The organism is Caulobacter soli (assembly GCF_011045195.1).
Classification (GTDB): Bacteria; Pseudomonadota; Alphaproteobacteria; order Caulobacterales; family Caulobacteraceae; genus Caulobacter; species Caulobacter soli.
This window is the reverse complement of record NZ_CP049199.1, coordinates 2,231,305-2,251,604: the sequence shown is the minus strand read 5'-3', so window position 1 is coordinate 2,251,604 and position 20,300 is coordinate 2,231,305. Positions and strand designations below refer to the sequence as shown.

Annotated in this window: 18 protein-coding genes and 1 tRNA gene; 9 read left to right on the top strand and 10 right to left on the bottom strand. The window is 67.0% G+C overall.

Annotated elements, in window-relative coordinates; translation table 11 throughout:
- Nucleotides 1-348: 348 nt before the first annotated feature.
- Nucleotides 349-1,575 (bottom strand): ATP-dependent Clp protease ATP-binding subunit ClpX, encoded by a 1,227-nt coding sequence (gene clpX, locus G3M62_RS10565; protein ID WP_425483854.1) that lies wholly within the window; start codon nt 1,573-1,575, stop codon nt 349-351.
- Between clpX and G3M62_RS26505 the strand changes: the two genes are divergently transcribed.
- The 3 genes from G3M62_RS26505 (at nt 1,478) to G3M62_RS10555 (ending at nt 2,951) form a co-directional block, all read left to right on the top strand.
- Complete coding sequence (locus G3M62_RS26505) at nt 1,478-1,717, top strand: hypothetical protein (protein ID WP_246263628.1); 240 nt, start codon at nt 1,478-1,480, stop codon at nt 1,715-1,717. The genes clpX and G3M62_RS26505 overlap by 98 nt on opposite strands.
- A gap of 258 nt (nt 1,718-1,975) precedes the next feature.
- Nucleotides 1,976-2,647 carry an HAD-IB family hydrolase gene (locus G3M62_RS10560; protein WP_165186827.1) on the top strand — a complete coding sequence of 224 codons (672 nt, stop codon included), beginning with the start codon at nt 1,976-1,978 and terminating at the stop codon, nt 2,645-2,647.
- 28 nt (nt 2,648-2,675) lie between these two features.
- Nucleotides 2,676-2,951: a hypothetical protein gene (locus G3M62_RS10555; protein ID WP_165186826.1), complete on the top strand. Its 276-nt coding sequence runs from the start codon at nt 2,676-2,678 to the stop codon at nt 2,949-2,951.
- 66 nt (nt 2,952-3,017) lie between these two features.
- Here the strand turns inward: G3M62_RS10555 and G3M62_RS10550 are convergent, their stop codons facing one another.
- The 3 genes from G3M62_RS10550 to G3M62_RS10540 all read right to left on the bottom strand — a co-directional run bounded on the left by G3M62_RS10550 (nt 3,018) and on the right by G3M62_RS10540 (nt 5,472).
- Nucleotides 3,018-3,644: an ATP-dependent Clp protease proteolytic subunit gene (locus tag G3M62_RS10550; protein ID WP_165186824.1), complete on the bottom strand. Its 627-nt coding sequence runs from the start codon at nt 3,642-3,644 to the stop codon at nt 3,018-3,020.
- Between the two features lie 178 nt (nt 3,645-3,822).
- Nucleotides 3,823-5,181, bottom strand: a complete 1,359-nt coding sequence (gene tig / locus G3M62_RS10545) for a trigger factor (RefSeq protein WP_281360097.1) — start codon at nt 5,179-5,181, stop codon at nt 3,823-3,825.
- Nucleotides 5,182-5,387: 206 nt separating this feature from the next.
- Nucleotides 5,388-5,472 (bottom strand) — tRNA-Leu (locus G3M62_RS10540).
- Between the two features lie 320 nt (nt 5,473-5,792).
- Between G3M62_RS10540 and G3M62_RS10535 the strand changes: the two genes are divergently transcribed.
- Complete coding sequence (locus tag G3M62_RS10535; RefSeq protein ID WP_165186821.1) at nt 5,793-5,969, top strand: hypothetical protein; 177 nt, start codon at nt 5,793-5,795, stop codon at nt 5,967-5,969.
- Here G3M62_RS10535 and G3M62_RS10530 read toward each other — a convergent pair.
- Both G3M62_RS10530 and G3M62_RS10525 read right to left on the bottom strand, forming a co-directional pair.
- The gene (locus G3M62_RS10530) at nt 5,966-7,420 is read right to left on the bottom strand and encodes an NAD(P)H-hydrate dehydratase (RefSeq protein ID WP_165186819.1); all 1,455 of its coding nucleotides are present in this window, start codon (nt 7,418-7,420) and stop codon (nt 5,966-5,968) included. The genes G3M62_RS10535 and G3M62_RS10530 overlap by 4 nt on opposite strands.
- 12 nt (nt 7,421-7,432) lie before the next feature.
- A complete protein-coding gene (locus tag G3M62_RS10525) occupies nt 7,433-8,002 on the bottom strand; it encodes a histidine phosphatase family protein (RefSeq protein ID WP_165186817.1) in 570 nt (189 codons plus the stop codon).
- A 505-nt stretch (nt 8,003-8,507) separates the two neighbouring features.
- Between G3M62_RS10525 and G3M62_RS10520 the strand changes: the two genes are divergently transcribed.
- Together G3M62_RS10520 and glnA are read left to right on the top strand one after the other, a co-directional pair.
- Nucleotides 8,508-8,846 carry a P-II family nitrogen regulator gene (locus G3M62_RS10520; protein ID WP_165186816.1) on the top strand — a complete coding sequence of 113 codons (339 nt, stop codon included), beginning with the start codon at nt 8,508-8,510 and terminating at the stop codon, nt 8,844-8,846.
- Nucleotides 8,847-8,888: 42 nt separating this feature from the next.
- Nucleotides 8,889-10,298, top strand: coding sequence for a type I glutamate--ammonia ligase (glnA, locus tag G3M62_RS10515; RefSeq protein ID WP_165186814.1), 1,410 nt, complete (start codon nt 8,889-8,891; stop codon nt 10,296-10,298).
- 57 nt (nt 10,299-10,355) lie between these two features.
- Here the strand turns inward: glnA and G3M62_RS10510 are convergent, their stop codons facing one another.
- Nucleotides 10,356-10,769 carry a putative quinol monooxygenase gene (locus tag G3M62_RS10510; RefSeq protein ID WP_165186813.1) on the bottom strand — a complete coding sequence of 138 codons (414 nt, stop codon included), beginning with the start codon at nt 10,767-10,769 and terminating at the stop codon, nt 10,356-10,358.
- A 64-nt stretch (nt 10,770-10,833) separates the two neighbouring features.
- A complete protein-coding gene (locus tag G3M62_RS10505; protein WP_165186811.1) occupies nt 10,834-11,202 on the bottom strand; it encodes a Kazal-type serine protease inhibitor family protein in 369 nt (122 codons plus the stop codon).
- 171 nt (nt 11,203-11,373) lie between these two features.
- On the opposite strand from G3M62_RS10505, the gene parE reads away from it, so the two are divergent.
- The 3 genes from parE to G3M62_RS10490 all read left to right on the top strand — a co-directional run bounded on the left by parE (nt 11,374) and on the right by G3M62_RS10490 (nt 16,755).
- Nucleotides 11,374-13,479 carry a DNA topoisomerase IV subunit B gene (gene parE / locus G3M62_RS10500; RefSeq protein WP_165186810.1) on the top strand — a complete coding sequence of 702 codons (2,106 nt, stop codon included), beginning with the start codon at nt 11,374-11,376 and terminating at the stop codon, nt 13,477-13,479.
- A gap of 351 nt (nt 13,480-13,830) precedes the next feature.
- A complete protein-coding gene (locus G3M62_RS10495) occupies nt 13,831-14,157 on the top strand; it encodes a UrcA family protein (RefSeq protein WP_165186808.1) in 327 nt (108 codons plus the stop codon).
- Between the two features lie 333 nt (nt 14,158-14,490).
- Nucleotides 14,491-16,755, top strand: a complete 2,265-nt coding sequence (locus G3M62_RS10490; RefSeq protein WP_165186806.1) for a DEAD/DEAH box helicase — start codon at nt 14,491-14,493, stop codon at nt 16,753-16,755.
- Nucleotides 16,756-17,033: 278 nt separating this feature from the next.
- Here G3M62_RS10490 and G3M62_RS10485 read toward each other — a convergent pair whose 3' ends face one another.
- Both G3M62_RS10485 and G3M62_RS10480 read right to left on the bottom strand, forming a co-directional pair.
- Nucleotides 17,034-18,212, bottom strand: coding sequence for a BaiN/RdsA family NAD(P)/FAD-dependent oxidoreductase (locus G3M62_RS10485; RefSeq protein ID WP_165191281.1), 1,179 nt, complete (start codon nt 18,210-18,212; stop codon nt 17,034-17,036).
- 186 nt (nt 18,213-18,398) lie between these two features.
- A complete protein-coding gene (locus tag G3M62_RS10480; protein ID WP_165186805.1) occupies nt 18,399-20,216 on the bottom strand; it encodes a methyl-accepting chemotaxis protein in 1,818 nt (605 codons plus the stop codon).
- Nucleotides 20,217-20,300: the final 84 nt, after the last annotated feature.

The following is a 20,300-nucleotide window of genomic DNA, read 5'->3' as shown; positions in this document are numbered from 1 at the left end:
GGCCGCCGTCACCCAGACGATGCGCCTGAGTCGTACGACCCGTCCGCCCGGGACTGAGCGGATGGTCGTTATTTATGTGGACCTTTTGCAACACGGTTCAAGCACACTCGCCTTGTAGCGGCGACGGGTCGCGGCTTTCCGGCCAAGGTGCAATGGACATGCCCTTTACCCGGCTCCGCCGTGCAAGATCATTGCCGGCAGTCGAGCCGAGACGCCTAAGTCGTACCGCCGACACTTTGGCGAAGATCCCGACGCCATGGCCCACGCATGTCGGAAATGGCCCGATGTGACGAAAAAGGCGCGCCCGGCAAAGCCGAACGCGCCCTTTTTCAGTCCAAGAGAATGGGATCAGGCCGAAGCCGCCCCACCCTTCTTTTCGGCGTAGATCAGCAGCGGCTGGGCCCGGCCTTCGACGACCTCGGCGTTGACCACCACTTCCTCGACGCCCTCGTAGTTGGGCAGCTCGAACATGGTCTCCAGCAGGATGCCTTCCATGATCGAGCGCAGGCCGCGCGCGCCGGTCTTGCGGGCGATGGCCTTCTTGGCGACCTGATGCAGGGCGTCGTCGGTGAAGGTCAGGCCGATGTTCTCCATCTCGAACAGGCGCTGGTACTGCTTGACGAAGGCGTTCTTCGGCTCGGTCAGGATCTTCACCAGGGCGGCCTCGTCGAGGTCCTCCAGGGTGGCGATCACCGGCAGACGGCCGATGAATTCCGGGATCAGGCCGAAGCGCTGCAGGTCGTCGGGCTCGACGCCACGCAGGATCTCGCCGGTGCGACGCTCTTCCGGATCCGCCACCTTGGCGCCGAAGCCGATCGACTTGCCCTGGCCGCGCGCCGAGATGATGCGCTCCAGGCCCGCGAAGGCCCCACCGCAGATGAACAGGATGTTCGTCGTGTCGACCTGCAGGAACTCCTGCTGCGGATGCTTGCGCCCGCCCTGCGGCGGCACGGAGGCGACGGTGCCTTCCATGATCTTCAGCAGGGCCTGCTGCACGCCTTCGCCCGACACGTCGCGGGTGATCGACGGGTTGTCGGACTTGCGGCTGATCTTGTCGATTTCGTCGATGTAGACGATGCCGCGTTGAGCGCGCTCGACGTTGTAGTCGGCGGCCTGCAGCAGCTTGAGCACGATATTTTCGACGTCCTCACCCACATAACCGGCTTCGGTCAGGGTGGTGGCGTCGGCCATCGTGAACGGCACGTCGATGATTCGGGCCAGCGTCTGGGCCAGCAGCGTCTTACCCGTACCGGTCGGACCGACCAGCAGGATGTTCGATTTGGCCAGCTCGACGTCGTTGTTTTTCGAGGCGTGGTTCAGGCGCTTGTAGTGATTGTGCACCGCCACGGCCAAGACCTTCTTGGCGTGATTTTGCCCGATCACGTAATCGTCCAGGACTTCGCAGATCTCGCGCGGCGTGGGCACGCCATCCTTGGACTTCACGAAAGCGATCTTGTGCTCTTCACGGATGATATCCATGCAAAGCTCGACGCACTCATCACAGATGAACACCGTCGGCCCCGCGATGAGCTTGCGCACCTCATGCTGGCTCTTTCCGCAGAAAGAACAATACAGAGTGCTCTTGGTGTCGCCGCTCGCGGCTTTTGTCATGGTCGCTTCTCACGCTAGGGCGGTCCAGGCCGAAGCCGAAACCACCGACTCCTTTAGCGCCTATTCCGCCACCGAAGCAGCAGGATATCCGCCGGGAGTTGTCTAATCCTTGACATTCCCCGATCCGGACGCACGGCACAAGCCTTGGAGCCGATTTACAGCCCCCAAGTTCGTGGATGATGCGTACGGTTTCATGGAATTCTTCTCTAAGATGGCGTTCCAGGACCTCAACGCAAGCCGGGGTCCGTTCGCTCCGCACAGCCGCATGGCGCGAGCGGAGCGAAATCCGCGAAGAGCTTAGCGGTAAAAGCGGAATCGTGGTGCAAGACGGGCTCGGTTGCGGGGCGCGCGAGCGCGGAGACGAATGGCGAAACGTTCACTGATGGCCAAGGGCCTGTCGGCCTCGACGCCGATGACCGGAGACCTGCACGAGGGTCCGCCCCTGGTCGCCTTCGATTTCGACGGCACCCTGACGGTTCGCGACAGCTTCACGGCCTTCCTGAAATGGCGGGTCAGCCCGGCCCGGCATTTCGCGGGAATGGTTCGACTTTTCCCTGCTGCGGTTGGGTATGTGTTCGATCGCAACCGCGGCAAGATCAAGGCCGCCGCCGTCCGCGAATTCCTGCGCGGCGTACCTCTGGAGCAACTGGAACGCGAGGCGCGCGCCTTCGCCCAGTCCGAGGCGCCGAAGCTTTTCCGCCCCGACGCCCTGGCCGTCTGGCGGCGCTGGCGAGCCAAGGGCGCCAAGCTGGTGATCGTCACCGCCTCGCCCGACGTGGTGGTCGCTCCGTTCGCTCGCGGCCTGGGCGCCGACATGCTGATCGGTTCGCGCCTGGCCTTGGACCTGAACGACAAGGTGTCCGGCCCCCTGCTCGGCCCCAACTGCCGGGGTCCCGAAAAGGTGATCCGCCTGAAAGAGGTCTTCGGCGACGATTTGTCGCTGGCCGCCGCCTATGGCGACACGTCCGGCGACCGCGAAATGTTGGCGATCGCCCACGAGAAGGGTTACCGGATCTTCCGGGGCAAGCCTGGCTGAGTTTGGCTCGCCAGATGGAACCATCGCTATGAATGAGCTCAGCCGCCGCGAGCACCTTGCCCTGTGGTGGTCGTTCATTTGGCGCGCGACGCTATTTGGCGGCCTAGCCGGGATTATGCTTGGAGCTTTCGCTGGCGTTGTGATGAACCTAGTCGGCCTGGGCGCCTACGGCGCGATGGCGGGCGGTGTTGCGGGTTTTGTCTGCAACTTGGTCGCCACCTATTGGACGATCGGTCACATACTGACGAAGAAGAAATACGCGTCCTTCTCTATCCGCGTCGAACGCGCTCAGGACGTATTCTAGCTCCAGGCATGAAAAAAGCCGCCGACCCGAAGGTCGGCGGCTTTCTCGTTTCGGCGGCGAGAGGCTTTAGGCCTTCTCTTCCGAGGCGTCGCGGCTTTCGTTGATGTGGTCGATCAGACCCCAGGCCTTGGCTTCCTCGGCGCTCATGAAGTTGTCGCGATCCAGGTCGCGCTCGACTTCCTCATAGGTGCGGCCGCAGTGCTTGACGTAGATCTCGTTCAGGCGGCGCTTGGTCTTGGAGATGTCCTCGGCGTGACGCACGATGTCCGAGGCTTGGCCGCGGAAACCGCCCGACGGCTGGTGGACCATGATGCGGGCGTTCGGCAGCGCGATGCGCTGACCGGGGGCGCCGGCGCAGAGCAGCAGGCTGCCCATCGAGGCGGCCATGCCCATGCACACCGTCGAGACCGGGCTCTTGATGTATTGCATGGTGTCGTAGATCGCCAGGCCGGCCGTCACCACGCCGCCCGGCGAGTTGATGTACATGGCGATTTCCTTCTTGGGGTTCTCGGACTCCAGGAAGAGCAGCTGGGCGCAGATCAGGCTGGCCATCCCGTCTTCGACGGGACCGGTCAGGAAGATGATCCGCTCTTTCAACAGACGGGAGAAGATGTCGAACGCCCGCTCGCCGCGGCTGGTCTGTTCGACCACCATCGGCACGAGGTTCATCGCCGTCGCCATCGGATCATACATAGGGATCGCCCTTTTCGTTGTGTCTGGGCGGCGCGAAAACGAATCAGCCCCCGCGCGCCGTCGCTCACGCATATCGCGTGGCGCTTAACAGGTTGCAAGGAGCCGAGCCGAAGCTTGCGCCACGAAAAAGGGCGCGACCCTCGCGGATCGCGCCCTCATTTCGTCGGATGACGGCAGCTTAGCCGCCGTAGCCTTCCGGAAGATCGTCTTCTTCCATCAGCTCTTCCTTGGAGACTTCCTTCTCCTCGATCTTGGCCTTGCCGAAGATCAGGTCGACGACCTTGTCTTCATAGATCGGGGCGCGCAGGGCGGCCTGCAGGTCGGTGCGCTGGCGGTACATGTCGAACACCTGCTGGGCTTGCGCGCCGTACTGGCGGGCTTCGCGCATCATGGCGTCGGCCAGTTCCTGCTCGCTGACGGCCACGTCGTTCTTGCGGCCGATCTCGGCGAGCACCAGACCCAGGCGCACGCGGCGCTCGGCGATCTTCTTGTACTCGTCCTGCAGCTGGTCTTCGGTCTTGCCTTCGTCCTCGGGCGACAGACCGCCTTGGGTCTTGTCGGCCTGGACCTGTTGCCAGATGCCGGCGAACTCGGCGTCGACCATGCGCGGCGGCAGGGCGAAGTCGTGCTTGCTGTCCAGAACGTCCAGCAGGGCGCGCTTCAGCTTGAAGCGCGAGCTGTTGGCGTAACGGCCTTCCAGGTTCGACTTCAGCAGGTCCTTCAGGGCGGCCAGGTCGGTCAGACCCAGGCGCTTGGCCAGCTCGTCGTCCGGAGCGGAGTCGACCGGGGCGCGCACTTCCTTGACGGTGGTGGCGAACTCGGCGGCCTTGCCGGCCAGGTTGGCGGCTTGGTAGTCGGCCGGGAAGTCGACCTTCACGGTGACTTCGTCGCCCGGCTTGGCGCCGACCAGCTGGTCTTCGAAGCCCGGGATGAACTGGCCCGAACCCAGGGTCAGCTCGGCGTCGGTGGCGGTGCCGCCGTCGAAGGCCACGCCGTCGATGGTGCCGACGAAGTCGATCAGCAGCTGGTCGCCGTCCTTGGCCTTCAGGGACTTGCCCGTGCGCGGCTCATAGGTGCGGGCCTGCTTGGCCAGGTCGGCCAGGGCCTCGTCGACCTCGGCTTCCGAGACCTTGTAGACCGGCTTGGTCAGCTCGATCGACGCGGGGTCGATCGGCTCGAAGTCCGGCATCACTTCCACGGCCAGTTCGAAGGCCAGGTCCTCGCCGCCGGCGAGCACCTTGTCCATGTCGGACGACGGCTTCAGGTCCGGCTGGCCGGCCGGGCGCAGCTTGTTGTCGTCCAGCACCTTCTGGGCGCCTTCGTTCAGCGTCGCCTCGATGACTTCGCCCATCAGGGCCTTGCCGTAGAGGCGGCGAACGTGCGCGGTCGGCACCTTGCCAGGGCGGAAGCCCTTGACGTTCATCTGGGGCGCGACCTCGGCGATCCGGGCTTCGAGACGCGTGGCGAGTTCACTCGCGGGCACCGTCACGCCATAAACGCGGCTGAGGCCTTCGCCCGACTTTTCAACGATCTGCATCGACATTCTTAGCTTCTCGGCTCTTCGGGCGCTCGCGCCCGTCGTCCGCCCCAGGGGTCAAAACATCAAAGCCGCCCACGTCACCGGGGCGGCGAAAGAGCGCCCTTATGTCACGCGTTTGGCGACCATCCAAGGGCATTGCTGCACTCTCACGGGCCATGGACCCAATAAAGCGGCGCGTCCGCTGGACCAAGGCCCGGCGAAGGTGGTGCGGATGAGAGGACTCGAACCTCCACGCCTCTCGGCGCTAGAACCTAAATCTAGTGCGTCTACCAGTTTCGCCACATCCGCATGTGCGCCGGAGCGGGTTAGACATGCGGGGCCGGCTTGGCAAGTCGCCAGGCGAAACCGCCGCGTTCCAGGCTCCGCCGGCGAACCGCTCGCGGAATGCGATTATTTCTCTCAACCTCGGGAACAACTTTTCGCGTCGCCGGTTATGCAGATGTCCGCGGCTGTTCAGAACGCCCTGGACCCTCACCGGCCCGGGCCATGCCCCCCCGACTGACGCCCGGGCCGGTGTTTCACTTCCAGAAAATCAGCTTGGAAATCTAGGGTCGGAACGATCTGGCGCCGGACGGGTTTGCGTCTCAGTTGTCCAGTGAGCGCGCGTCATGGAAACCATTGAAGTCGTCGAAGACGAAAAGGGCTGGACGGTGAAGCACCGCGCCCGGGTCCTGTTCATCGACACCGTCGAGGAACGCACCTTCCAGACGGCGTTGGCGATCAGCCACAGCCTGTTCGACGAAGGCGTTCCCACCCAGGTCGTCCTGATCCGCCAGAACAACTAGGCCCGTCTCGCCTTCCACAGCGCGCCCAGGATCGGCGGGACCAGATCCGGCAGGTCTTCGGCGATCAGGCCCGGCCCATGCGCCGCGCCCGCCTCGGCGTGAATCCAGGCGCCGGCGCAGGCCGCCTCGAAGCTTTCCATGCCCTGGGCGATCAAGCCGGCGATGAAGCCGGCCAGCACGTCGCCGGAACCGGCCGTCGCCAGCCACGGCGCGCCGTTCAGACTGACCGCCGCCCGCCCGTCCGGCGCGGCCACCACCGTGTCGGACCCCTTCAGCAGCACCACCGCCCCGGCCCGCCGCGCGGCCTCCCGCGCCGCCGTGATGCGTTCGGGCGAGGCGGTGAGCAGACTTGGAAAGATTCGTTCGAACTCGCCGGGATGCGGAGTCAGCACGTCGTCGCGGTCCAGCGCCGAGAACAGGGCGGCGGGGTCCTCGGCGAAGCTGGTCAGGGCGTCGGCGTCGACGACCAGCGCCGCGCCGTTGCGGGCCAGGGCGAAGACGTGGCGCATCGTCGCCTCCCCCACCCCGGCCGCCGGCCCGATCACCACGGCGTCCGCGCTCGCCGCGCGGGTCTGCAGGTCGAACTCGCTTTCGAACGGCGCCAGCATCACCGCCTCCAGGTGGGCGGCGTTGATCGCCAAGGCGTTGGGCGGCGACAGCAGGGTCACCACGCCCGCGCCGATCCGCAAGGCCCCTCGCGCCGCCAGCCGCGCCGCGCCGGTGCTCCAGGCCTCGCCGCTGACCGCCATCATCCGCCCGCGGGCGTGCTTGTGGGCGTCAACCGCCGGCCAGGGAAAACGCTGGGCCCACAGGCCGGGCTCGTTCTCGAACAGACGCCCCTGCCCCGTGGCCTCCAGACCGATATCGGCGATCACGACCTCGCCACAGGCGGCCCGGCCCTGAGCCAGCGCATGGGCCGGCTTGCGACGATGGAAGGTGACGGTCAGCTCGGCCTTCAAGGCCCGCTCGCCGAGCGGAAGGCCCGTGTCGCCCAGAATCCCGCTGGGCACGTCGACGGCGACGATCCGCGCCGCGCCCGGCATGACCCGCGCCAGGCGGTCGGCCTCGCCTTCGAGCGGTCGCGACAGACCCGCGCCGAACAGGCAGTCCACATAGAGCGACGCCGAACCTGGCTCGGACACCAACGGCCCGGTCTCGCCCTTCCAGCGCGACGCGGCCCATTGCGCGGCCGGACTGGCGGGTGGGGCCAGCGCCTCGACCCGCACGGGCCAGCCGCGACGCTTCAGATGCCGGGCGATCACATAGCCGTCGCCGCCGTTGTCGCCCGGACCGCACCAGATCACCGTCGGGCAGCGCGCATAACGCTCGCGGATCACGTCGGCCACGGCCTGGCCAGCCCGCTCCATCAGCACGATCGTCGGCGTCCCCGCCTCGACGGCCGCGCGGTCGGCCGCGGTCATCTCGGCGACGGTCATGATCTCGCGCGGCACGGCTGCTCCTCTCTATAGAACCTGGGTGGAGGCTTCCTGGCCCTTGTCGACCAGGATCAACGCGCCGTCGACCCGATCGAACGTCGTCACCGAGACATGGTCGGGCCGGAACGCCGCCACGATCTCGCCGCCCGTCGCCGCCGACACCGCCGCGTTCAGGGCCACGAAATGGCTGAACACCGCCGCGCCGGGATACGCGGCCACGGCGTCAGCGACCGTTCGCGTCCAGGCGACGTAGTCGAGATCGCCCTGGATGTCGCTCCACTTGCCCTCAAAGGCCCGTCGCAACCAGCCCGGCCGCGCCTCGGCGTCGAGAGCGGCCGGAGTCGGGATCTCGCCGACTCGGGGATCGATCTCGATCGCCACGCCCAGGGCGTCGGCCAGCGGTTGGGCCGTTTCGCGACAGCGCCGCAGCGGCGAGCTGACCACCCGCGACGGGCGCTCCGCTTCGGGCAGGGCCATCAGCGTCCGCGCCACCGCCCGCGCCTGTTCGGCGCCGACAGGGTCCAACCCCGGATCCTGGTCGGCATCGCCCCAGGTCGAGGCCGGCCGGCCGTGGCGGATCATATGAATGCGGCTCATCACCCTGCCTCGTCTTCGCAATATCTTCCCGGCGACGCCTGCCGCGCCGGGCTTTGTCGTGACGTTTCCGACCTCAATCTAGCGCGCTTCGTCGTCGAAACGTGCGAACGCGCAAAAACCCACCCCGCCTTAATCCGCTCGCCCGACTCGGATTTCGCCACAATCTTCAGCAGTTTTCGAAGCGACGGCGCATTTTTGGCCACTCCGCCGAAACGCGCCCCATCGGATCCAGACACCGACCGCGTGGCTTCCGTCCGGTTCTTCGCCGACAAAACGGCCCTTTCGGCGATCCTGGGTCGGCAATCACGACTCCCGGGACGGTTTGGCCGCCCAAACGCGCAATGATCAACTTTCAGGCTTTATGTGCACAAATATGCGTCAATGAGCTAAACTCGACAGACGTCGTCCGATAAAGCGCATCAGCCTGCTTGTGACCGTACAGGCCGGCGTGCTCCGTGCCGCTCAGTCAGCGGCGCCCGCGCCGTATGGGCGTGAAAGAAGTCTGATGAAAAAGATCGAAGCCGTCATCAAGCCGTTCAAGCTGGATGAGGTCAAAGAGGCGCTTCAGGACATGGGCGTGCAGGGCATGACCGTACTGGAAGCCAAGGGCTATGGCCGCCAGAAGGGCCATACCGAGCTCTATCGCGGCGCCGAGTACGTCGTCGACTTTCTCCCCAAGATCAAAGTCGAAGTCGTGGTTGAAGACAGCCAGTTGGACCCCGCGCTCGAGGCCATCACCAACGCCGCCCGCACGGGCCGCATCGGCGACGGCAAGATTTTCGTGTCGGAAATCACGGAAGTCGTCCGCATCCGCACCGGAGAAACCGGCCCCGCCGCCGTCTAAGGCGACCTGGCCCGCAACGCTTAACGCTCAAAGGGGATAACTATGAGCACCGCCAAGCAAATCCTGGACCTGATCAAGGAAAAGGACGTCAAGTACGTCGACGTTCGTTTCACCGACGTTCGCGGCAAGCTGCAGCACGTCACCTTCGACATCGATCTGGTCGATGACGAATTCCTCAACGACGGCACCATGTTCGACGGCTCGTCGATCGCCGGCTGGAAGGCCATCAACGAGTCGGACATGAAGCTGCGTCCGGACCTGACCAGCGCGATCATCGATCCGTTCTACCAACAGACGACCCTGGCGCTGTTCTGCGACGTGGTGAACCCCGACACGGGCACCCCCTACAACCGCGACCCGCGCTCGATCGCCAAGAACGCCCTGGCCTACGTCAAGTCGTCGGGCATCGGCGACACCGTGTTCTTCGGTCCGGAAGCCGAGTTCTTCATCTTCGACGACGTTCGCTGGAACACCTCGTCGAACAACACCGGCTACTCGTTCGACTCCGTCGAGCTGCCGGGCAACTCGGCCAAGGAATATCCGGAAGGCAACATGGGCCACCGCCCGGGTCCGAAGGGCGGCTACTTCCCGGTCAACCCGATCGACTCGGCTCAAGACCTACGCGGCGAAATGCTGGCCGTCATGGGCGAGCTGGGCATGAAGCCGGAAAAGCACCACCACGAAGTGGCGCCCGCCCAGCACGAACTCGGCCTGAAGTTCGACACCATGGTCGTGATGGCCGACCGCATGCAGCTCTACAAGTACGTGATCCACAACGTGGCCCACGCCTACGGCAAGTCGGCCACCTTCATGGCCAAGCCGATGTTCGGCGACAACGGCTCGGGCATGCACGTGCACCAGTCGATCTGGCAGGACGGCAAGCCGCTGTTCGCCGGCGACAAGTACGCCGGCCTGTCGGACATGTGCCTGTGGTACATCGGCGGCATCATCAAGCACGCCAAGGCGATCAACGCGTTCTCGAACTCCACGACGAACTCGTACAAGCGCCTGGTGCCGGGCTACGAAGCCCCGGTGAAGCTGGCCTACTCGTCGCGTAACCGCTCGGCCTCGATCCGCATCCCGCACGTCGACTCGCCGAAGGCCAAGCGCATCGAAGCTCGCTTCCCCGACCCGATGGGCAACCCGTACCTGACCTTCGTCGCCCTGCTGATGGCCGGCCTGGACGGCATCAACAACAAGATCGATCCGGGCGCGGCCGCCGACAAGAACCTGTACGACCTGCCGCCCCGCGAGCAGAAGAAGATCCCGGAAGTCTGCGGCTCGCTCCGCGAGGCTCTCGAGAACCTCGACAAGGACCGCGCCTTCCTGAAGGCCGGCGGCGTCATGGATGATGACTTCATCGACAGCTACATCGAGCTGAAGATGGAAGAGGTGATGCGCCTGACGCTGCACCCGCACCCGGTCGAATTCGACATGTACTACAAGTGCTAAGCCCTACGGCCTAGGACGACGGACAAGGCCCGCGGAGCAATCCGCGGGCCTTTTTCTTTAGGTCTTCGCCAAACCCACTCCGCCGACCGGCACAGTCTCGAATCTATGTCCAAAGCCGGCGATCATCGGGCGGGCCTTGGCGATGACCGCCTGGACCGAGGGCAGCTTCAGCGAGGCGGCGTGGCTGTCCTTGTCGGTCCAGACCTCGGTGATCCACAGGGCGTCGGCGTCGGTTGCGTCCCTGGCGACGATGTAGCTGAGGCAGCCGGGCATGCCCTGGGTGTCCTCCGCCAGGATCGCCACCAGCTCATCCCGCTTGCCGGGCGCGGCCTTCATCTGGCCGATCAGTCCGTACATCGCCTTGGTCTCCTGAGCTTGAGCCAGCCCGCCGACGCCGGTCACGGCCATGGCGACACCGACCGCGAGCACGTCCCGTCGCGCCAGATCGTTCGTCGAGGGATCTTGGGTCATGGCGCCTCCAGCGGTCAGTATCGCCGATCACTGGCCACGGTTTGTCAGCAGCGAAGCATCGACCCTACGCCTTGCACTCGCCCTGGGCCGCGACGCTGACGCCCTTGGCGGCGGCGTTGCAGGCGCTGGCGTAGGTCTTGCCGTCGCAGCCGCAGACCGGGGCGTAGATCATGGTGCACATCTGCGGCGGCTTGCGACAGACGCCCGAGGCGTCGGCCACGGTATGGCACTGGCCCGGCTGCATCTGGCAACTCAGTCCCTCGGCGCACTGGAAGCCCGCGAAGCCGCCGCACATGCCGCCCTCGGCCACGGGCGCGCGGGCGTTGGTCGGCGGCGTCGGCTGGGCCGGTGTCGAGCCCGGGCTGGAACAGGCCAGCAGGCTCAGCGAAGCCAGCAAGATCGCCAGGGGGCGGTAGTGGGGTCGCCAGGTCATCGCGGGCTCCGAGCGGTTGGAAGCGTCTAAGGAACGCGCCATCCTGCCATGTCGCCGCGCGAACCGGCAAATCGCTCGCCCCCGCTTGCCTCGCGACCTATCCCCCTCTTTTCTTCGCGCCCCGCGCGGCCCATACGGGGCGCTCCCGCCGAATCGACGCATGTTCCCGTAATGTCCTCCAAAGACGACCCCAACGCTTCCTTCTCGCTGTTCGGCGACGACGCCCTGTCGCCGCCGCCCGCCTCGCCGTTGCCCGCCCGTGAGCCGCATCCCGAGCCCACGCCGCGTCCGGCCGCGCCTCCCCCGCCGACCGCCGCGCCGGCGCCCAGCGCCCCGCCCTCCTCCGGCGGGTATGACGCCAGCTCGATCGAGGTCCTGGAAGGCCTGGAACCCGTACGCATGCGTCCCGGCATGTACATCGGCGGCACCGACGAACGCGCCCTGCACCACCTGTTCGCCGAAGTGCTGGACAACTCGATGGACGAGGCCGTGGCCGGCTTCGCCAAGACCATCGAGGTCAAGCTCGACGCCGACGGCTACCTGTCGGTCAAGGACGACGGGCGCGGCATGCCCGTCGACGAACACCCCAAGCACCCCGGCAAGTCGGCGCTGGAAGTGATCATGACCGTCCTGCACGCGGGCGGTAAGTTCAGCGGCAAGGCCTACGAGACCTCGGGCGGCCTTCACGGGGTGGGCGCCAGCGTCGTCAACGCCCTGTCGGAACTGGTCGAGGTCACCGTCTGGCGCGACGGCTTCGAACACCGCCAGAGCTTCGCGCGCGGCAAGCCGCTGGGCCCGGTCGAGAAGATCGCGCCCAGCAAGAAGCGCGGCACCCAGGTGCGCTTCAAGCCCGACGACCAGATCTTCGGCGAGGGCTGCGCCTTCAAGCCGGCGCGCCTGTACCGCATGGCCCGCTCCAAGGCCTATCTGTTCCGCGGCGTGCAGATCAAATGGTCCTGCGATCCCTCGCGGATCCACGACCAGACCCCGGCCGAGGCCACCTTCCACTTCCCCAACGGCCTGGCCGACTTCCTGGCCGAGCGCACCAAGGGACTGGAACTGGTCACGCCCGACAGTTTCTCCGGACGCATCGAGCGCCAAGGCGAGGCCGGCGCGGTCGAGTGGGCCATCGCCTGGACCCCGCGCGGCTTCGGCGAGCACGACGGCTTCATGCAGTCGTACTGCAACACCGTGCCGACCCCCGAGGGCGGCACCCACGAAAGCGGCCTGCGCGCCGCCCTGACCCGAGGCCTGAAGGCCTACGCGGAACTGAAGGGCGAGAAGCGCGCGACGATCATCACCGCCGATGACGTCATCGCCCAGGCCGGCGCCCTGATCTCGGTGTTCATCAAGAACCCGGAATTCCAGGGCCAGACCAAGGAAAAGCTGTCGTCGAGCGAAGCCCAGCGCTTCGTCGAGAACGCCCTGCGCGACCCGTTTGACCACTGGCTGACCGGCAGCCCTAAGGCCGCCCAGGCCCTGCTGGAGTTCGTGATCGAGCGCGCCGAGGAACGTCTCAAGCGCCGCAAGGACAAGGAAGTCTCAAGAGCCTCGGCGACCCGCAAGCTGCGCCTGCCGGGCAAGCTGGCCGACTGCGCAGCCGGCGCCGTGGACGGCGCCGAGCTGTTCATCGTCGAAGGCGACTCGGCCGGCGGCTCGGCCAAGCAGGCCCGCAACCGCAAGAACCAGGCGATCCTGCCCCTGCGCGGCAAGATCCTCAACGTGGCCTCGGCCAGCGGCGAGAAGTTCACGGCCAACAAGGAGCTCAGCGACCTGATGCTGGCCCTCGGGGCGCAGGGCGGCAATCGGTACAAGGAAGAGGATCTGCGCTACGAGCGGATCATCATCATGACCGACGCCGACGTCGACGGCGCCCACATCGCCAGCCTGCTGATCACCTTCTTCTACCGGACCATGCCGGACCTGATCCGCCAGGGTCACCTGTTCCTGGCCCTGCCGCCGCTCTATCGCCTCAGCCACGGCGGCAAGAGCGCCTATGCCCGCGACGACGAGCACAAGGACGAGCTTCTGGCCACGATGTTCAAGGGCAAGAAGCCCGAGATCGGTCGCTTCAAGGGCCTGGGCGAGATGATGGCCTCCCAGTTGAAGGAGACCACCATGGACCCGACGGTGCGCACCCTGGCCAAGATCACCCTCCCCCGATCGGAGGAAGCGGTCGAGGCCTTGGTCGAGACCCTGATGGGCCGCAAGCCCGAGCTTCGGTTCCGCTTCATCCAGGAAAACGCCGAGTTCGCGGCCGACGACCTGGACCTGTAGCCAGGCCGATCAGCTCCAGATCAGCGAAACGGCCCGCCTTCATGGCGGGCCGTTTTCGTGAGTCGCGTCACTGGAATAGCGGTTTTGACGCCAGGTATTCGAGAATCTGACATTTCACATTTGGGGCGCTCAACGACCGCTAACCCCTCAAATGAATTCGACTTTTCCGCTCCAGAAAATCGCGTTCGCTCGGTTTTTGACCGATTTGTCGACCTTTTTTGCTTTTCCCGGACGCTTTTTGGGCAGATGCAAGGTTACGAACGTGATTTCGAGCAGCCCCGCTTGCGTATCGGGCCCGAAGTTGAACCGAGCGACGCCCCGAGACGTCGCCGCAAACAGGGAAGTCGATCCATGAAGACCCTCGTCGCCTCGACCGCCGCGCTGTTCCTGCTGGCCGGCGCCTCCTTCGCCGTCGCCGCCCCGGCCGACACCGAAACCGTCAGCATCCCGGTCTCCAAGGCCAAGCTGGACGTCAACAATCCCCAGGACGCCCAAGTGCTGATGCGCCGCATCAACACCGCCGCCCTGCAAGCCTGCGGCGCCGATTCCCACAGCTTCACCGAAGTGAAGCGCGCCGTGGCCGCCTCGGCCTGTCACCGCGACGCCGTCGCCGGCGCCGTGACCCAGCTGCATTCCTCGCAAGCTTCGCTGACCGTCACTGGCGTTCGCAACCGCTAGGACCGTTTTCTCCCCCGCCAAGAGGGGAAGTGTCGGCGAAACGCCCGGGGCCGAGCCCCGGGCGTTTTGCGTTTCGCGCATCGTCCATGAAGCGACCAATTCGCCGCACCGCAGCAATCTTTCCCCAGGCCCTTGCTTTCCGAAGCGTTTTGCCTTCCTTAGGCCGCCCATCAGACCCATTTCGCCCCGCCCTCATCGGCATCCCGGCGAAAAAGGTCTATTCTCTGAAGATATTGACCAAGAACACGGTCCGTTTGGGGGTCGTAATTTGGTCGTGGTGCGGGCCGCGTGCGTTTGTGTGTGCGCCGTCCGCTTGAAACGAACTGGACCCGCATGCCCTTCCCCGCCTCCCACCCCGCTCTTGAGCGGGCTCTTGCCGCTCAAGGTTATCTTGAGCCCACCCCCGTCCAGGCCGCCGTGCTGGAAGCCGACGCCGAGGGCCGCGACCTGCTAGTCAGCGCCCAGACCGGCTCGGGCAAGACCGTCGCCTTCGGCCTGGCCGCCGCCCCCACCCTGCTGGGCGACGCCGACAAGTTCGGCAAGGCCGGCGCCCCGATGTGCCTGGTCATCGCCCCGACCCGCGAGCTGGCCATCCAGGTCAACCGCGAGCTGGCCTGGCTGTACGCCGAAGCCGGCGCCGTGGTCGTCAACTGCGTGGGCGGCATGGACGCTCGTCGCGAGCAGCGCGCGCTGAACTTCGGCGCCCACATCGTGGTCGGCACCCCCGGCCGCCTGCGCGATCACATCGAGCGCGGCCACCTGGACCTCTCGGAGCTGAAGGTCGCCGTCCTCGACGAGGCCGACGAGATGCTCGACATGGGCTTCCGCGAGGACCTCGAGTTCATCCTCGACGCCGCGCCCAAGGAACGCCGCACCCTGCTGTTCTCGGCCACCCTGGCGCGCGAGATCGTGCAACTGGCCAAGAGCTACCAGAACGACGCCCTGCGCATCGACACCCTGGGCCGCAACGAGCCGCACCGCGACATCGAGTATCGCGCCGTCCGCGTGGCGCCGAACGAGACCGAGCACGCGATCGTCAACCTGCTGCGCTATTTCGAAAGCCCCGGCGCCCTGGTGTTCTGCAACACCCGCGAAAGCGTCCGCGCCCTGCATTCGAAGCTGCGCGAACGCGGCTTCGCCGTGGTCGGCCTGTCGGGTGAGCTGTCGCAACGCGAACGCGCCGACGCCCTGCAGGCGCTGCGCGACGGCCACGCCCGCGTCTGCGTCGCCACCGACGTCGCCGCGCGCGGTCTGGACCTGCCGGACCTGGGCCTGGTCATCCACGCCGAGCTGCCGGTCAACAAGGCCACCCTCCTGCACCGCTCGGGCCGCACGGGCCGCGCCGGCAAGAAGGGCGTCAGCGCCCTGGTCGTGCCCTACACCCGTCGCCGCAAGGCCGAGCAACTGCTGATGGCCGCCGGCGTCGAAGGCCAGTGGGGCGGCGCCCCGACCGCCGACGAGATCCGCATCAAGGACACCGAGCGCCTGCTCGACGATCCGATCTTCAACGAGGCCGTGGTCGAGGAAGACACCGCCCTGGCCGAGGCCATGCTGGCCAAGCGCACGCCGCTGGAGATCGCCGCCGCCCTGATCCGCACCCGCCGCGCCAAGCTGCCGGCCCCGGAAGAAATCTACGACGACCCGCGCCACGGCGCCGATCCGGGTCCGCGCTCGCGTGAAGCTGGCCCGCGCTCGAACGATCGCGGCGACCGCTTCGCCGATCGTGGCGATTTCGACCGCCCCGAGCGCGAACCGCGCGCCGACATGAGCAACTCGGCTTGGTTCCGCCTCAACACCGGCCGCCGCAACAACGCCGACCCCAAGTGGCTGATCCCGCTGATCTGCCGCCTGGGCCACATCACCAAGAAGGACATCGGCTCGATCCGGATCTTCGACTACGACACCAAGTTCGAGATCTCGGCCGAGGCGGAAGTGAAGTTCGGCGCGGCCGTCCAGGCCACCGTGCGCGACGACGTGACCATCACCCCGACCACGGCCCCGGCCGCGCGGGACGCCGGTCCGAAGCGCGAATACGCCCCGCGTCCTCCTCGTGACGACAACGACGCCCCGCGCCGCGAATATACGCCGCGCCCGCCTCGCGACGACGCCGGTCCCCGTGGCCCGCGCGCCAACGCTCCGGGTTCGCGCGATCACACGCCGCGTCCGTCCTCCTACGGCGCCGACGGCGTGAGCAACGCCAAGCCCTATGCGCGCAACGAAGAGCCCAAGCGCGACTACAAGCCTCGTGATCGCGACGAAGCGCCGAAGCGGGACTTCAAGCCCCGCGCCGCCCCTCACTCGGACGGCCCCAAGCGCGAGTTCAAGCCGCGTGACGAAGCGCCCCGCGCCTATGCCGAAGCCGCCCCGCGTCGCGCCCCGCGCACCGACCGCGAGAGCGTGCCCTACGATCCGGCCGCTCCGGCTTCGGAAAAGCCGTTCCGCAAGCCCCGCGCCGACGCCGGCGCCGGTCCCGCCAAGCCGTTCAAGGGTCCCAAGCCCTTCAAGGCCAAGGGCGCGTTCGGCGACAAGCCGGCGTTTGGCGGCAAGCCCGCCTTCGGCAAGAAGCCGGCCGGCAAGGCGCCGTTCAAGAAGAAGTAGACGTTGAAGGGGGCGAAAGCCCCCTTCTCCATTTCTGGGTCGTGTATCCCCGCGTGCCAAGGGGATCGAGGGGGCGCGCCGCCGGGCGTTTCGCACCCTTCCCACCAGCTCAGCGGATTTCCGCGTGAGATCACACCCACTTGCCCCCACCTGACCGTTTCGCCGCCTGTCCGCCCCCGTGGGGGGCGGAGGACGCGCGCACATCGTCCCTCTTCCCCCTGAGGGGGAAGACGACCGCGAGGCGGTCCGGAGGGGGCAAGGGATCGGCGCAGGGCGCCTTAGACCGCCTGCCCCGCGCACCAGCCCGACGCCCAGGCCCACTGGAAATTATACCCGCCCAGCCAGCCGGTGACGTCCACCACCTCGCCGATGAAGTACAGTCCCGGAGCCGCCTTGGCCTCCATGGTCCGCGAATCCAGGCCATCGGTGTCGACCCCGCCCAGCGTCACTTCCGCCGTCCGATAGCCTTCCGAGCCCACCGGCTTGAACGTCCAGGCGTTGACCGTCGCGGCCACGCCACGCAGCAGCACGTCCGAGCAGTCGGCCATGTTGCCGTACGCCCCGGCGTCCTCGGCGATCAACTGGGCCAGGCGCTTGGGCAGCATCTCGCCCAACACCGTCGACAGCGCCCGCTTGGGCGTGGCGGTCCGCGCGGTGCGCAGAACCTGGAACACGTCGACGCCCGGCGCCATGTTGACGCTGATCTCGCCGCCCTCGCGCCAATAGGACGAGATCTGCAGGATCGACGGGCCCGACAGGCCGCGATGAGTGAACAGCATGGCCTCGGCGAACCTGGTCTTGCCGCTGGAGACCACCGCGTCCAGGGCCACGCCCGACAGCGGCGCCAGGCGTTCCAGGGTCTTCACCTCGAAGGTCAGCGGCACCAGGGCCGGCCGAGTCTCGACGATGTTGAGGCCAAACTGCTGGGCGATCTCGTAGCCCAGGCCCGTCGCCCCCATCTTGGGGATCGACTTGCCGCCCGTGGCGACCACGACCGAACGACAGCTCACCGGGCCGTGGGCGAAGCTGACCCGCCAACCCTCCCCGTCCTTGGCCACGCCCTTGATCTCGGCCTCCAGGCGCAGCTTGACGCCGGCCTTGTCCATCTCGGTCAGCAGCATCTCGATGATCTGCTTGGCCGAGCCGTCGCAGAACAGCTGGCCGAGGGTCTTCTCGTGGAAGGCGATGCCGTACTTCTGGACCAGGGCGATGAAGTCGGTCGGCCGATAGCGGCGCAGGGCCGAGACGCAGAACTTCGGATTGGCCGACAGGAAGTTGGCCTGGGCGGTGTTGACGTTGGTGAAGTTGCAGCGCCCGCCGCCGCTGATGCGGATCTTCTCGCCGGGGGCCTTGGCATGGTCGACGATCAGCACCGAGCGGCCGCGCTTGCCCGCCTCGATGGCGCACATCATCCCGGCCGCGCCGGCGCCCAGCACCACGACGTCGAAGTCTTCCAAGGCCAAAGCCCTCTCTGTTGAGCGGCGTATCGACAGGAGGCCGGCCGGGAAGTCAATGCGGCGGGACGTTCAGACCGGCGCGGGCTCGTTCAGCACGAACACGCCAATGCCAATCAGCAGCAAGACAAGACCACACCAGATCGACACCGCGATCCACCGGGCTCGGGCCAGGCGACGCGCCATGACCTAGCCCGCCCGGCGCATCGGCGCGGCGCCGGCGCCGCTGACCTGGAAGCGGCTCATCATCTGGACGAGACCGCCGATCTCGGTCTTCAGGGCGTGGCTGACGGCCGTGGCCTGTTCGATCATGGCCGCGTTCTGCTGCACGCCCTGGTCCATCTGGTTGACGGCGGTGTTGATCTCGTTGAGGCCGGTGGCCTGCTCGCCGGCCGAAGCGGCCAGTTCCTTCACCAGGGCGTCGATCTCGCCCACCTTGAACACGATGCCCTCCAGCGCCTCGCCGGTCTGGCCGACCAGCTTGACGCCTTGCCCGACCTGGCCAGCCGAGGTCGAGATCAGGGTCTTGATCTCCTTGGCCGCTTCCGCCGAGCGCTGGGCCAGGGCCCGCACTTCCTGGGCGACGACCGCGAAGCCGCGCCCCGCGTCCCCGGCCCGGGCGGCTTCCACGCCCGCGTTCAGGGCCAGAAGATTGGTCTGGAAGGCGATCTCGTCGATGACGCCGATGATCTGGCCGATCTGCTGCGAAGACTGCTCGATGCCGTTCATGGCCGCGACAGCGCCGCGCACCACCTCGCCCGAACGCTCGGCGTCCTCTCGGGTCGAACCGACGACGCGGGCCGCGTCATTGGCCCCCTGCGAGGCGCGGCGCACCGTGGCGGTGATCTCGTCCAGCGCCGCGGCGGTCTCTTCCAGGCTGGCGGCCTGCTGCTCGCTGCGGCGGGCGGTGTTGTCGGCGGCGGCGGTGATCTCGTCGGAGCTGCGGCCAATGCCGCCGACCGCGCTCAGGATCTGGCCCATGGCCTGGTCCAGATGGTCCATGGCGCCGTTGAAGTCGGTGCGCAGCTGGCCGTAGCCCTCGGGGAACGGATCGACGACGCGGACGGTCAGGTCGCCGCGCGACAGGCGGGCCAGGCCGGCCGCGATGCGTTCCATGACGAAGGCCTGGTCCTGGGCCGCGCCCTGGCTGGCCGCCTCGTTGCGGAGACGCTCGGCCTCGCTGGCGGCGCTGATCCGCTGCTGCTCGGACTCCGACGTGCGCAGGGCCACGGCGTTGTCCTTGAACACCTGGACGGCCCGGGCCATCAGCCCGATCTCGTCCTTGCGGCCGGTGGCGGCGACGACAACCTCGATCTCGCCCTGGGCGAGCGCCGTCATGGTCTTGGACAGCGAGGCCACCGGGCGGGAGATCTTGCTGGACCCGATCCATAGCGCGAAGCCCATGCCGCCGATCGCGGCGGCCAGGCCCGCCAACATGGTCAGCAGCGCGCCCTGATTGGCCTTCTTGTTGGCCCCGGCGACCAGGGCGTCGGTCTCGACGTGGTAGCCGTCGCCCCAGGCCTTGGCGTCCTTGGACAGGCTGTCGATGGCCGGATCCAGCGCCGAAAGCCGCGCGATGGCACCGGTGTCATCATTGGCCAGCCCGAGATCGGCGGCCGCGCGTCCGTCGGCGTAGAGGGCGTCGATGCGCTGGCGGAAGCCGTCGGCGACAGGCGCGATTGTGGGGTCGGCCTTGACCATCTTGTCCAGGCTGTCCTTGCCCTCGGCATAGACCTTGTCGAGTTCCTTGGAAGCCGATCGGGCCGCGTCCGAGGTCCCCTCGTAGGTGACCGCGCGGTGGGCGGCGTGGCCCATCATGCTGAGGCGGCGGCTGAAGCGGGCCGACTGCACCTCGGCCGGCGAGCGATGCTCGACCAGGATCCGGGTGGCGTCCTGCAGGCTCTTCTGCTGCCAGACGCCCATGCCGGTGCAACCCAGGACGGCCACGGCCAGGATCGCGGCCGGCAACAACACCTTGGTCGAGATCTTGAGGTCGTCGAGTCCCATGGCTTCCCCCGCCGGGCCGCTAACGCTGAACTGACGTGGCCCGAGTCATCTTTCGAACGATGTTTGTCGGGCCGCGTGAAAGAC